The organism is Ruegeria sp. BHSB056, assembly GCF_059613305.1.
The window spans coordinates 13,266-26,984 of record NZ_JBXWSG010000024.1 but is presented as its reverse complement, the minus strand read 5'-3'; the positions used below and the strand labels follow the sequence as shown (position 1 = coordinate 26,984).

At 56.4% G+C, this 13,719-nt stretch carries 12 protein-coding genes; 3 read left to right on the top strand and 9 right to left on the bottom strand.

Annotated features, from left to right (window positions below):
- Nucleotides 1-7: 7 nt before the first annotated feature.
- The 6 genes from AC2FND_RS08515 to AC2FND_RS08490 all read right to left on the bottom strand — a co-directional run bounded on the left by AC2FND_RS08515 (nucleotide 8) and on the right by AC2FND_RS08490 (nucleotide 6,597).
- Nucleotides 8-964: a dipeptide ABC transporter ATP-binding protein gene (locus AC2FND_RS08515; RefSeq protein ID WP_496769127.1), complete on the bottom strand. Its 957-nt coding sequence runs from the start codon at nucleotides 962-964 to the stop codon at nucleotides 8-10.
- Nucleotides 961-1,938, bottom strand: coding sequence for an ABC transporter ATP-binding protein (locus AC2FND_RS08510; protein ID WP_496769125.1), 978 nt, complete (start codon nucleotides 1,936-1,938; stop codon nucleotides 961-963). The genes AC2FND_RS08515 and AC2FND_RS08510 overlap by 4 nt, the downstream gene beginning before the upstream one ends.
- 4 nt (nucleotides 1,939-1,942) lie before the next feature.
- The gene (locus AC2FND_RS08505) at nucleotides 1,943-2,845 is read right to left on the bottom strand and encodes an ABC transporter permease subunit (RefSeq protein WP_496769123.1); all 903 of its coding nucleotides are present in this window, start codon (nucleotides 2,843-2,845) and stop codon (nucleotides 1,943-1,945) included.
- On the bottom strand, nucleotides 2,845-3,852 hold the full coding sequence (locus AC2FND_RS08500; RefSeq protein ID WP_209506834.1) for an ABC transporter permease subunit: 1,008 nt from the start codon (nucleotides 3,850-3,852) through the stop codon (nucleotides 2,845-2,847). The genes AC2FND_RS08505 and AC2FND_RS08500 overlap by 1 nt, the downstream gene beginning before the upstream one ends.
- On the bottom strand, nucleotides 3,852-4,946 hold the full coding sequence (locus AC2FND_RS08495; RefSeq protein WP_496769121.1) for a M24 family metallopeptidase: 1,095 nt from the start codon (nucleotides 4,944-4,946) through the stop codon (nucleotides 3,852-3,854). The genes AC2FND_RS08500 and AC2FND_RS08495 overlap by 1 nt, the downstream gene beginning before the upstream one ends.
- Before the next feature lie 67 nt (nucleotides 4,947-5,013).
- Nucleotides 5,014-6,597 carry an ABC transporter substrate-binding protein gene (locus tag AC2FND_RS08490; RefSeq protein WP_209599040.1) on the bottom strand — a complete coding sequence of 528 codons (1,584 nt, stop codon included), beginning with the start codon at nucleotides 6,595-6,597 and terminating at the stop codon, nucleotides 5,014-5,016.
- 1,145 nt (nucleotides 6,598-7,742) lie between these two features.
- Here AC2FND_RS08490 and AC2FND_RS08485 point away from each other — a divergent pair.
- Genes AC2FND_RS08485 through AC2FND_RS08475 form a run of 3 tightly spaced genes read left to right on the top strand, consistent with a single transcriptional unit; the run spans nucleotide 7,743 to nucleotide 10,331 of the window.
- Nucleotides 7,743-8,954, top strand: coding sequence for a M24 family metallopeptidase (locus tag AC2FND_RS08485; protein WP_496769119.1), 1,212 nt, complete (start codon nucleotides 7,743-7,745; stop codon nucleotides 8,952-8,954).
- A 3-nt stretch (nucleotides 8,955-8,957) separates the two neighbouring features.
- The gene (argE, locus tag AC2FND_RS08480; RefSeq protein WP_496769117.1) at nucleotides 8,958-10,115 is read left to right on the top strand and encodes an acetylornithine deacetylase; all 1,158 of its coding nucleotides are present in this window, start codon (nucleotides 8,958-8,960) and stop codon (nucleotides 10,113-10,115) included.
- Complete coding sequence (locus AC2FND_RS08475) at nucleotides 10,116-10,331, top strand: hypothetical protein (protein WP_496769115.1); 216 nt, start codon at nucleotides 10,116-10,118, stop codon at nucleotides 10,329-10,331. It begins immediately after the preceding gene.
- 111 nt (nucleotides 10,332-10,442) lie between these two features.
- Here AC2FND_RS08475 and AC2FND_RS08470 read toward each other — a convergent pair whose 3' ends face one another.
- From AC2FND_RS08470 to AC2FND_RS08460, 3 genes are read right to left on the bottom strand one after another with little or no spacing between them, the layout of a single operon-like run.
- Nucleotides 10,443-11,942 (bottom strand): mannitol dehydrogenase family protein, encoded by a 1,500-nt coding sequence (locus AC2FND_RS08470; RefSeq protein ID WP_496769113.1) that lies wholly within the window; start codon nucleotides 11,940-11,942, stop codon nucleotides 10,443-10,445.
- Nucleotides 11,942-12,715 carry an L-iditol 2-dehydrogenase gene (locus tag AC2FND_RS08465; RefSeq protein WP_496769111.1) on the bottom strand — a complete coding sequence of 258 codons (774 nt, stop codon included), beginning with the start codon at nucleotides 12,713-12,715 and terminating at the stop codon, nucleotides 11,942-11,944. Before AC2FND_RS08465 ends, AC2FND_RS08470 begins: the two co-directional genes overlap by 1 nt.
- Nucleotides 12,712-13,716 (bottom strand): ABC transporter ATP-binding protein, encoded by a 1,005-nt coding sequence (locus AC2FND_RS08460; protein WP_480588715.1) that lies wholly within the window; start codon nucleotides 13,714-13,716, stop codon nucleotides 12,712-12,714. The genes AC2FND_RS08465 and AC2FND_RS08460 overlap by 4 nt, the downstream gene beginning before the upstream one ends.
- Between the last annotated feature and the right edge of the window lie 3 nt (nucleotides 13,717-13,719).

Sequence of the window (13,719 nt, the reverse complement as noted above, 5' to 3'; positions counted from 1 at the left end):
TTGTTCTTCAGAAAAGAGGATGCAGACACGCGACCTGATGGATTTCGTCATCCAGTTCAGGCAATGTTTGCCTGCACTGATCAGTCGCAAGCCAGCATCGTTGCGCAAAAGCGCATCCTTTAGGGATATTCATCGGTGACGGCAATTCGCCTTCCAGCTTGATCCGCTCTTTCCGGGCATCCGGGTCGGCACGAGGCGTCGTGGAGAGCAACGCCTTGGAGTACGGATGTCGGGGTGCCGCGAACAGCTGCTCTTTCGGGCCTTTTTCAACCGCGCGCCCCAGATACATGACAATCACGTCGTCGGCGAAATGCCGGACAACCGACAAGTCATGTGAAATGAACAGGTAGGCTAGGTTCAGCCGTTCCTGAAGATCGACCAGCAAGTTCAGGATCTGCGATTGAATCGACACATCCAGCGCCGAGACAGGTTCATCCAGAACCAGCACCTTGGGGTCCAGCATAAGCGCCCGCGCAATGGCGATCCGCTGGCGCTGCCCACCCGAGAACATATGCGGATAGCGGTCATAATGTTCCGGGCGCAGGCCCACCATCTCGATCATCTTGCGTGCCTGCATTTCACGCTCGGCGGCCGTCATCTGTGGCCGGTTGATAATCAGCGGTTCCTGCAAGATCTGGCCAATACGCTGACGCGGATTCAACGAGCTATATGGGTCTTGAAAAACGATCTGCACCGTCTCTCGCATCTTGCTCCATTGCGAAGGGGTAATATCGACCCCGTTGATCTTCAGGCTGCCCGAGGTTGGTTCTTCGATCATTGTGATCAGTCTGGCCAACGTAGACTTGCCACAGCCTGACTCTCCGACAATGGCCAGTGTTTTTCCTGGCAGCAGGTCGAAATCCACCCCCGACAGTGCCTTTACGGTTGCGGGTTTGGACAGCAACCCACCTTTGACCGTATAAAACCGGGCCAGGTCGTTGGCCTGAACGATAGGTGTGGTCATATCAGCTCTCCGGCGGCAATCTTTTCAACATAGTGACAGCGCGCCTTGCCAAATGCCTCGGCATGAGGGGTCGGCGGGGTTTGGGCGCAGGTCGCATCGGCAAAGCGGCACCGTGGGCTGAAAAGGCATCCTTTTGGCCTGTCGAATTGCCCCGGAACAACACCTGGTATCGTCGGAAGAATCTTGGACGTCGCCCGTTCCGGCAAAGCACTGAGCAGAGCCGTGGTATAGGGATGACGGGGGGTTTGGAACAAATCCCTGACAGGCTGTTCTTCAACCTTTTGCCCGGCATATTGCACCTGAACCCGCTCGGCGGTTTCCGCAACGACGCCCATGTCATGGGTGATCAGAACAAGGCCCATGTCATGCTCATCACGCAACCGGATCAGCAGATCCAGAATCTGCGCCTGAATGGTCACGTCCAGTGCCGTGGTCGGTTCATCCGCGATCAGCAGCTTGGGCTTGCAGGCAATGGCCATCGCGATCACAACCCGTTGGTTCATACCCCCTGACATCTGATGCGGAAAAGTATTCAGGCGGCTTTCAGGCGCGGGAATGCCAACCTGATCGAACAATTCGACCGCACGCTCGTGACGCTCTTTTCGGTTCAGGCCAAGGTGGATGCGCAATGCCTCTTTGATCTGGAACCCGACAGTAAAACAGGGGTTCAGCGAAGACATCGGCTCCTGAAAGATCATCGCCATGTCCTTGCCAATGATCTTGCGCCGTTCACGGGCCGAGATACCGGACAGGTCACGGCCCTCAAAACTCATCTCATCGGCGGTGATTGTGGCAGTCCAGGGCAGCAAGCCCATAAGTGCCAGCATCGACACGGACTTGCCCGAACCGCTTTCGCCGACGATGGCCAGCAATTCGCCTTTGTCGACCGACAGATCGACACCGTCCACTGCGCGAAAACTACCCGAAGATGTGGCAAACTCGACAGTCAGATTACGGATCTGCAAAAGGCTCATGCGATCAGCTCCGTTTCAGTTTCGGATCCAGCGCATCCCGCAACCCGTCACCCATCAGGTTGATGGCAAGCACGGTGACCAGAATTGCGAGACCGGGGAAGGTGACAACCCACCATGCGCGCAGGATGAACTCGCGCGCTTCAGCCAGCATGGTGCCCCATTCCGGCGTGGGGGGCTGCGCACCCATGCCCAGAAACCCAAGGGCCGCCGCGTCCAGAATGGCAGTCGAAAAAGACAGGGCCGCCTGAACGATGATTGGCGCCAGGCAATTGGGCAATACCGTGATGAACATCAGCCGCGACTTGCCCGCACCGGCCACACGGGCCGAGGTTACATAGTCTTTCTGCCGTTCCGCCAGTACTGACGCGCGCGTCAGGCGCACGTAATGCGGCTGAAACACGATGGCGATGGCGATCATCGCGTTGGTCAGTGACGGGCCCAGAATGGCGACCAGAACAAGGGCCAGTAGCAGAGACGGGAAAGCCAGGACGATGTCCATCACCCGCATGATCAACGTATCAACCCATTTGGGTGCAAAACCCGACAGAAGGCCAACCATTACGCCGCCCGTTACGGCAACACAGACCACAACGATCCCCACAAAGAAGGAATAGCGTGAACCCATGATCAGCCGCGACAGCATATCCCTGCCCAAAGGATCGGTACCCAACGGAAAGGCCCAGCTTCCGCCTTCCTGCCAGGCAGGGGGTTGCAGGATATGGTGCCGGAACTGTTCGGTCGGATCATAGGGGGCCAGCAAAGGGGCAAAGGCCGCACAGAACACAAAACCTGTAAAGACCCACAACCCAATCACGGCACCCCGGTTTTCGCTGAAGTAATACCAGAACTCTCGCAGTGCGCTGGGACGATTTTCAGTTACGTGCTGGGTCGACGAAAGCTCGGTCATCATCGTCTCCGGATTTTTGGGTTGATGATGCCGTACAGGACATCGACCAGCAGGTTCACCAGCATCACGATCACCGCGATCATCAGCAAACCCCCTTGCACCACCGGGTAATCCCTGCGGAAAATACTGTCGACCATCCACTTGCCGATGCCCGGCCAGCTGAAGATGGTTTCGGTAAGAATTGCCCCCGCCAACAATGAACCGACCGACAATCCAATAACCGTGACAACAGGGATCAGCGCGTTGCGTAACGCATGCAATCCGTTGATACGCGTGGGCGACAGCCCTTTGGCACGCGCAGTGCGGATATAATCCTCACCCAGAACCTCCAGCATCGCCGACCGGGTCTGTCGCGCAATCACGGCTAGCGGAACGGTTCCCAGCACAATTGTCGGTAGGATCAGATGACGAACAGCCGACGCGAATGCGCCTTCCTGCCCGGACAAAAGACTGTCGATCAGCATAAAGCCAGTGACATTTGGAAAGTAATAAAGCAGGTCGATCCGGCCCGAGACCGGCGTCCAGCCAAGATTGCCCGAGAACACGATGATCAGCAGCAGCGCCCACCAGAAGATCGGCATCGAATATCCGACCAATGCCGAAGACATCAGCGCCCTGTCAAAAAACTTCCCCCGGTTCACCGCCGCAATCACCCCGGCAGGCAGACCCAATGCGATGGCGAAAATCATGGCGCAGAGCGAAAGTTCCATTGTCGCGGGGAACAGCGAAAAGAACTCCTCCCAGACCGGTTTTTTGGTGACAAAGCTTTCGCCAAGATCGCCCTGCAAAACCCCGGCAAGGTATTCCCAGTATTGCTGCAACACCGGTTTGTCGAAACCCAGCTTTTCTACCATTTCCTGATAGCGTTCTTCAGTCATGCCGCGCTCGCCGGCCATGACGATGATCGGATCACCCGGCAGCACCCGGATGAACATGAATGAGATCAACGTCACGCCCAGAAAGGTCGGGACGAACAGGCCAATGCGGGTGAGTAAGTAACCAAACATCAGCGACCTATGATTGTAAGCTCTTTGGGGAAATGGGTTAGCGACCGGCAGCCATCCGTAGTGACTAGCACGTCATCTTCAATGCGAACGCCAAAACTTTCGAGCGCATACAGACCTGGTTCATTGGTCCAGACCATACCCGGCAAGATTTTCTGATGATTCCCACGCATGATATATGGTGCCTCGTGCACATCCCGGCCCAGCCCGTGACCTGTTTTGGTGCGAATACGATCCGCAAATGGCGAGGCTTCGAGCACGCTTGTGACCGCATCGTCGATGTCATGGGCCGTTACACCCGGGCGGCAGGCTTCGAACCCGGTTTTGTTGGCGCGCAAAACGGTATCGTAGACTTCCCTGCCCTCGTCCGACACGTCCTGAACAAAGAAGGTTCGCGTGATGTCGGCGGCAAAACCATCTTTGCGGGCACCGAAATCGAACAGTAACGCGTCGCCTGTCCTGATCTGGTAGTCGTTGCGCGCTTTCCCATGCGGCCGTGCCGAATTGTCGCCAGCCGCCACGATGGGCGAAAACGCCAGAGACTCGGCCCCTTCTACAAAAAGCGCCTGTATCAAGGCCTGTTCGACCTGTTTTTCGGTCTGGCCGACACGCACGTCTGCAATCACACGCTCCAACGCGCGTTCCGAGATATCGATGGCCGCCTGCAACGCAGCAATGTCTTCATCGGTCTTGATGCTGCGCAGGCCCGAGATTTCGCGTTCACCGTCGACGATCCTCAAATCCGGCAAAGCACGGGTAAACGCGGCAGAGACAAAAACCCGCATCACCTGACCTTCCACCGCCAGCGAGCGGATCGGCATATGCGCGGCCAATGCGGTAAACGCATCGTCATAACCGGTCTGATCGCGCCAATCGAAAACAGCGCCCTCGAACCCGACAAGATCCCATGAGGCCAGTTCCAGATTGGGCACAATCGCCGCGGCCTGTCCCTCAGCCGGGACAACGACCACGAAGGGCCGTTCGTGGCTCATGAAAGATTTTCCCAAAGCGCGTGTGAAATTCGGGCCAGGTACAAGAGCTACAGCGTCGACCGACATGTCCCGTGCCAGTTGACGATATTCGAACAGATCCGGCATTCAGGCCGACCTCCTCAATAAAAAGCCGGAGCCGCCAAACAGGCAGCTCCGGTGAGTGAGTGGTGGCTTACTCGACGCTCACACCATAGAAGATGTGGCCGCCCAGCGGGTGCACTTTGTAGCCTTGCACCTTGTTGCTCATCGGCATGAATACAACCGAGTGAGCAATGGTTGCCCATGGGGCCTGCTCTTTGAACACGACCTGCGCTTCTTCATACAGCTTGGTCCGCTCTGCCTGATCGGTGCTTTGCTTGGCTTTCAGGATCAGATCCTCGAACGGCTGGTGGCACCATTGCGCACGGTTTGATGCCTCGACCCCGTCGCAGCCCAGCAGAACGGCCAGGAAGTTGTCCGGATCGCCGTTATCACCGGTCCAGCCCAGCAAAACAGCACCATCGCGGTTCAGTTCTTTCGAGCGTGACAGGTATTCGCCCCATTCGTACGAGACGATTTCGACGCCCACACCAACCTTGGCAAAATCAGCCTGGATCAGCTCGGCCATGCGGCGGGCATTGGGGTTGTAGGGGCGCTGAACCGGCATCGCCCAGATTTTCATCGACAGGTCTGTGACACCTTCGGCATCAAGCATAGCCTTGGCCGCTTCGGGATCGTATGGATCGTCCACGATAGCGTCGTTATAGCTCCACATGGTTGGCGGGATCGGGTTCTTGGCAGCCTGGCCTGAACCCTGGAAAACCACGTCGATGATCGCCTGCTTGTCGATCGCCATGTTCAGCGCTTTGCGAACCTTGGGGTTGTCGAACGGCGCCATCGTGGTGTTGTAAGCCAGATACCCGACGTTCAGCCCTTCCTGCTCCATCATGTTGATGTCTGCATCATCCTTCATCGCCTGAATGTCAGCCGGGTTCGGGTAAGGCATCACATGGCACTCGCCAGCTTTCAGCTTCTGATAGCGAACAGACGCGTCCGGCGTAATGGCAAAGATCAGGTTTTCGACCTGCGCCGGTTCTTTCCAATAATCGCCATTAGCCGCATAGCGGATCACCGCGTCTTTCTGGTAGGCCACGAACGAGAAAGGCCCGGTCCCGATGGGCGCGGTATTCAGTTTTTCAGGCGTGCCGGCAGCCAGCATAGCGTCGCCATATTCGGCTGACATGATCGATGCAAAGTCCATCGCCATATTCGCAACAAAGGGCGCCTCTGGCTTGGACAGGGTGAATTTCACCGTGTAGTCATCAATCTTTTCGATAGAAGAGACCAGATCCGGCATCCCCATGCCCTGGAAGTATTCCCACGTGCCGCCAGACACTTGGTTATAGGGGTGGTTCTCGTCCTTTTGGCGCATGAACGAGAAGATTACGTCATCGGCATTGAAGTCGCGGGTCGGGGTGAATTCGTCATTCGAATGGAATTTGACACCCTGGCGCAGCTTGAACGTGTATTCCAGGCCATCATCACTGGCCTCGACACTTTCAGCCAAGCCGGGGATCACATTGGTCGTACCGGTTTCGAATTCCAGCAACCGGTTATAAATAGGATGCGACGAGGCATCAAAGGTAGTTCCTGCGGTAAACAGTGCAGGGTCAAACCCCTCGGGTGAACCTTCGGAACAATACACCAGGGTATTTGCCTGTGCCACGGCACCCGACAGGGCTATTGCCGTGGTTGCGGCCAGAAGATTGAGTTTCATGATTTTCTCCCAGAAATGGACTTGGCAAGACAATCGCAGGGCTCTTTGTCGTCAGAGCGTTCAGTGACAATACAGGTCGTTGCGATATCCCTGACAAATGTATCCAAAATACAAAACCTGTTGTCAACCGGCTCTGTCACTGACTTTCGTGAAAGATGCCCATTGCCAGGGTGCGTCTTGAACCTGAAAGCGCCCTGCCCCAAGGAAATCGCGACGGGCGACACTTACATTCCACAAGGTCCGGCAGTATGGCCGCAGATATCGACTGTCGTTGCCCCAAAGTCATTCAGGTAAGAATGGATATCTATCTCTGACTGGTAGCTGATGAAGTATCCTTGCGCATATCGCGAATGCAATCGTAACCCAGCCAAAATAACACGGTCAGTGCGACCAGAAATACGTAGGGAAGCAGCGAGATTTGCATAACCAACACACCGTAAAACATGGCGGCGTACGCAGCGATTTGGACAATCACCAACAAACCCCACGCAACCATTCCCCAAAGGTTGCGCGCTTTCCCTTGACCGATGGAGTTGCGCAAGTTCTGGCACTCTGCCTCGTTCACAACAGGGTACGCGGCACCCGTTGAATTGAGCGTGCCGTTGGTGTCGAGCGCGCTGGATCGACATGCATCGAAACAAGGGGACGCCTCTCGACAGGTGGGCGCAGTGTGTAACATTGGTTGAGTCCTTGGACATCTGGGGTTTGGCAGCGAGCCTTCACTGTGCCTCAGGACACCTACTCCACGCACCATGCCACCCACGAGATCAGGCGCCACCGTTGCCGTATTGCAATCATATCCAGCGGAGAAATGCCGATCCTCGCTCTGGCGCAGCATAAAACCGCACAAGCAACCGAGAGACCCGTGATAACCGCGATCAGATGATGTCCGAGGAGCTTTTCGCGACCCTCGGGGGCTCGTGGTTTTTGGCGCGGTTTTCGGAATCGCGCCGTCCGCCGAACTGGGACCCTTGCGTGCTTCCAACGCTCTATTCTACGGCGTCTTTCGATGCCGAGTGCGAATACCCTGTGCCCACAGCGTGATCGTATCATCAAACAACCAATTGGCTTCTAACAGGAGTCGCGGTTCAGGTATCACTCACAAGTTCATCTGTGTACAAGTTGGTAAGATTGCGCTCAAGTACATGCCATATCCAGCCGCCGAGGATGCCATGCCGATTGAACACGCCCCTTTCAGCCAAGCGGAATATGACCGCAGGATCGCCAAGACCCGAAGCGCTATGGAAAAAGCGGGGCTAGAGCTACTGTTTGTCACCGACCCTTCGAACCAGGCTTGGCTGACTGGCTATGATGGTTGGTCCTTTTACGTGCATCAGGGCGTATTGCTCGGCATGGAAGGTGAGCCGATTTGGTGGGGACGCCAGATGGATGCATTGGGTGGGTTGCGCACATGCTGGATGTCCAGGGACAACATTCGTGGCTATGCAGACCACTACGTTCAATCAACCATACGCCATCCCATGCAGGATCTGGCTGGCCACATTCGCGCGCTTGGGCTGGACGCGGCCCGTATCGGCGTTGAGATGGAGAACTATTACTATTCCGCAAAGGCACACGAGGTTTTGGGCAAGGAATTGCCAGAAGCAACGCTGGTGGATGCGACGGCACTGGTTAACTGGCAGCGCCTGATCAAGTCGGAAGAAGAAATTGTCTTTATTCGCAAGGCGGCCCGGATTTCGGAAAAAGTTATCCAAACGGCCATTGATCGCGCCGCAGTGGGCGTGCGCAAGAACGACCTTGTCGCAGATATCTTTCATGCCGGGATTACCGGGGTTGAGGATGATTGGGGGGATTACCCGGCCATTGTCCCTTTGACACCCTCGGGGCTGGATGCCACTGCCGCGCACCTGACATGGAATGGCGCACCGATGAAGAAGGGTGAAGCAACATTTTTCGAACTGTCCGGCTGCTATCGGCGCTATCACGCTCCGCTTTGCCGCACAGTATTTCTTGGCACTCCACCGCCAGAAATGCGGGACGCGGAACGCGCGCAGATCGAAGGGATAGCGGCGGGTCTAGAGGCTGCCCGGGCTGGCAATCGGACCAGCGACATTGCAAACGCTTTTCTAAAGGTTCTTGCCCGTCACGGACTCGAACGGGAGGGGCGCATGGGATACCCTATCGGTCTGAGCTATCCGCCAGATTGGGGCGAACGGACAGCGTCGATCCGTGCCGAAGACGAGACCATTCTGCAACCGGGCATGGTTTTCCATTTCATGCCTGCGTTGTGGATGGACATCTGGGGCCTTGAGACCACGGAAACCATTCTTATCACTGAAAACGGCCCCGCCGAAGCCCTATGCAATATCGAGCGAAAGCTCTTTGTGAAAGACTAAGCCTTGAGCATCCTCGAAGACGCCAAGACCCTGCTGGGCGAACTGATCAGCTTCCCCACGGTTTCGTCAGACAGCAATCTGGACATGATCAAACACCTCGCGAACCGGTTGAGCGATTGCGGTGCAGAGGTGGAAATATGGCATGACGAAACCGGCACCAAAGCCAATCTTTTTGCCACATTGGGCCCCAAGCGCGACGGTGGTATCGTTCTGTCAGGCCATTCCGATGTAGTGCCTGTCGCCGATCAGGACTGGTCCTCGGACCCGTTCGTGATGGAGGAGCGGGACGGCAAGTGGTTTGGTCGCGGCACCTGCGATATGAAAGGGTTTATCGCGGCGGCAGTCATCATGGCCCCGTATTACGCAAAGCTGGGCCTTCAGCGCCCGGTGCATTTCGCCTTTACCTATGATGAGGAAATCGGCTGTTTTGGCGCGCAGGCTTTGGCCAAGACCCTGCGGGAGAAAGCGATCAAACCCGCTGTGGTCATCATTGGGGAACCCACCTCGATGCGCATCATCGAAGGCCATAAGGGCTGCTATGAATACACAACACATTTTACCGGGTTCGAAGGCCATGGCTCGGCCCCCGAGCGCGGTGTAAACGCAGTCGAATACGCAGTGCAATACGTGTCGAAACTGCTTGCGCTGAAGGCTGATTTGCAAGGGAGAGCACCGGAAAACAGCCCGTTCGACCCGCCATGGACAACAATAAATACCGGTTCGCTGATGGGCGGGGTGGCCCATAATGTGATCCCCGGTAAGGCGCGGGTCGATTGGGAGATGCGACCAGTGCAAAAGGCGGATGCGGATTACGTCAAAGACGAACTGCACCGGTTTTGCGCGCAAACCCTGATCCCGGCAATGCAGACTGTTCATCCCGATGCCGGTATCAAGACCGAAGTAATCGGTGAGGTCGACGGGCTGGAGCCAATGGACGACAACGAAGCGCGTGACCTTGTGATGGAACTGACAGGGGCAAATGGCGCCGACGTTGTACCTTTCGGCACCGAGGCCGGGATATTCCAGCAGTTGGGGATGAGCGTCGTTGTCTGCGGCCCCGGATCAATCGATCAAGCGCATAAACCCGATGAATACGTCTCGGTCGACCAAATGGCCCAATGCCTTGATATGCTTGGGCGATTATCTTCGAAGCTGGAATAGATGATGACCTCGGCCCGCGCGGTATCGATATTCTGGTTGGGTGCACCGGTTCTGTTCGTGCTGTTCTGGGCGGGTGGCTACAGCTTTGCCAAGCTGGGGCTGCCCTATGTGGAACCGATGACCATGCTTGCGATCCGTTATGGTCTGGCTGTTCTGTGTCTTCTGCCGCTGCTGGCGGTGTTCTGCCCGGCCCTGCCGCGTGATCCCTCGAAATGACACGGTACTGGCTGGCGCAGTGCAATACTCAGTCTTTATTGCCGTGGTACTTCCTTCCCATCACCATGACCATCGAAGCGATGGAAACCACCTGAACCGAGATCACAACCGTCAGGAAAGCGCATTCAGATAGCTTTTGATCGTCGTCCGGCATCCGTGCTGCCAGATCCGAGGCAACCAGCGTGCGAAGGCTTCTGCGAACTGCGTTTCACGTCCCGTATTCCCGTACAGGTTTGCTGCCTGAAGCCATTTTTTGGGTTGTTCCCTGGCGGCAAGGGCCGCACTCTGCAAATCGCTCCAGATGGGATCATTGGGCGCAATCTCTGATCCGTCCTCACGCAGACCGGCGCACATCCGGCACCAGAAAGCTTCAACCAGTGCCAGCCCAGTGACAGTGGTATCCGAGGCCAGAGCATCGCGAATGGACGGAAGCAAGAATCCGGGGTGGCGTGCAGACCCGTCAAAGGCTACGCGACGCGTCGTGTCATGAATAGCCGTATTCGAAAACCTGCGTTTGACCAGATCCAGATACTGTTCAGGCGTCATCCCGGGAACCGCACTGGCATGAGGGAGAATTTCTTCGGTCTGGACTTTCAGAAAGAATGCCGAAATTTCCCGGTCGTTCATGCAGTCCGAAATTGTGGGTATGTTCAGAACCTCGCCCACATTCGCCAGAATTTGGTGCCCGCCGTTCAGAATACGCAGTTTCAGGGTTTCAAATGCGTGCACGTCTTTGGTGATCGTTACGCCGGCTTTTTCCAACATCGGTCGCCCGGCGCAGAAATCATCTTCAATTACCCATTGGCGAAAGTTCTCGTGTGAAACCGGAACACTGTCTTCAATTCCAAGGGCGCGGGTCTGGGATCGGACATGATCAGTGGTTGCGGGAACAATGCAATCCACCATCGAGTTCGGGAACGCCCCGTTCTGATCAATCCAATCCGCAAGATCAGGGTCCGAAAGGCGTGCCAGTTCAACAACGCAATTGCGCAGGATGGTACCGTTGCCCTGAAGGTTGTCACAACTTAATGCCGTAAAGGGCAGATGCCCGGCGGCACGGCGATTGCCAAGTGCCGCCACTATGGCACCAAAGACCGTGCGTGGCTGTTGCGGGTTTTGCACGTCGTGTCGAATATCATCGTGATCCGTGTCGAAAGCACCCGACTTGGCATCCAGAAAGTAGCCGCCTTCAGTAACGGTAAGGGACACGATCCGAATGGCGGGATCGGACATTTTCCTGATCAGAGGTGCATTTCGGGGTTCAATGGGCAGATAGTCGATCAACGGGCCGATGACTTCGGCAGAAACACCGGACGGGTCAAGCTCAATCAAAGTTGTCAGACAGTCTTGCCCAATCAGTTTTTCGCGCATGTCCGCGTCATAGGCCCGAACGCCCGCCCCGATGATCGCCCAGTCGAGGGCCAACCCTTTTTGCATCAGCCTGTGAATGTACCAAGCCTGATGCGCACGGTGAAAATTCCCAAGTCCGATATGAACAATCCCAGGCGTCAGGTCTTCACGCCGGTATCCGGGTTTCTTGATATCTGCCGGAAGCGCCCCAAGGTGGTCGAGGCGCAGCTCTACCGGTGTTATGTCCGCCAAAGGGGTCATCAGCTCATCCAGTTTCCGCCGTCGACATTGTAAGTCTGGGCCACGATGTATTCCGCTTCATCAGACGCCAGAAACACAGCCATCCCGGTCAAATCCTCGGCCTGTCCCATACGGCCGAACGGTACCGCTGATGCAACTTCGCGCTTCTTCTGTCCGGGTTTTTTGTTTTCGTACTTCGCAAAGAAGGCGTCCACACCGTCCCAATGCTCTCCATCCACAACACCGGGTGCGATCGCATTCACATTTATCCCGTGGGCGATCAGATTGAGCCCCGCAGACTGCGTCAAAGAGATTACGGCGGCCTTGCTGGCGCAGTAAACGGCGACCAGAGGTTCGCCACGCCGACCGGCCTGTGAGGCCAGATTGATGATCCGGCCTTTGACATTGGCGTCGATCATGTGTCGCGCAACGGCCTGCAGTGTAAACAGGGTGCCAGAGACATTGATGTCGAAAACACGCTGGTAATCGGCGCGATCGATTTCGGTGATGGGCGCTGCTGAAAAAACGGCGGCATTGTTGATGAGAATATCAATCTGACCGAATTGATCCACAGTGCATGCAACAGCATTGTCGATGCTGTCCTGTTCAGCGACATTCATTTCGACCGCCATTGCGGCGTCACCAATTTCCGAGGCTGCGGATTGCGCCCGCGCGATATCAATGTCGGCAATGGCCACACGCGCGCCTTCGGCGACGTAAGCTTTTGCAAAGGCCAGCCCGATTCCGCGCGCAGCCCCAGTGATGAGCGCGGTTTTTCCGTCCAGTCGCTTCATTCGATCCGTAGCCCTTGGGCGTCAAAGCGATGAAGCACGTCGGCACGTGGCGTCAGGTAGATACGGTCGCCATGCCGAAATCCAACCTCTCCGTCCGCGCGCACCGTGATTGTTTCCGCCAGACCGGTTTCATGTATGTGGAAAAACGTATCTGATCCAAGATGCTCGGACACGCCGACGACACCGCTCCAGGTTCCTTCGCTCTCGGACACAGCAATATGTTCGGGGCGGATACCGATTGTATGCGCGCCGTGTTTTGCAGCCTCTTCGCCTTCGATAAAGTTCATCTTGGGCGAGCCGATGAACCCGGCGACAAAAAGGTTCCGCGGTGTACGATACAGGTCCAGCGGGCTTCCGACCTGCTCGATCACACCTGCCTGAAGCACGACGATCTTGTCGGCCATCGTCATTGCTTCGACCTGATCATGGGTCACATAGATCATGGTTGTCGCCAACCGCTCGTGCAACTCGCTGATCTCCAAACGCATGCCAACGCGCAGCGCGGCGTCCAGGTTGGAAAGCGGCTCATCGAACAGAAACGCTGCGGGTTCGCGGACAATGGCACGCCCGATGGCCACACGCTGGCGCTGGCCACCGGACAGCTGACCGGGGCGGCGATCCAGATAGTCGGTCAGGTTCAGAACCTGCGCGGCCCCTTCCACACGTTTGTCGATTTCGGCCTGGTCCAGTTTTGCCATGCGCAACGGAAAGGCGATGTTCTTGCGAACGGACATGTGCGGATACAAGGCATAAGACTGGAAAACCATTGCCAAGCCGCGTTTTGCGGGTGGTACGTTTGTTGCGTCGGCCCCGTCAATGTCGATGGAACCCGAGGTGATGTCCTCCAACCCCGCAATCAGGCGCAGCAAAGTGGACTTACCGCAACCCGATGGTCCGACAAACACCGTAAACTCTCCGTCTTCGATGGTCAGATCCAGTGGCGGGATAACCTGCACGTCGCCAAAGCTTTTGGTCACGGACTTGAGTTGAATACGTCCCATGAG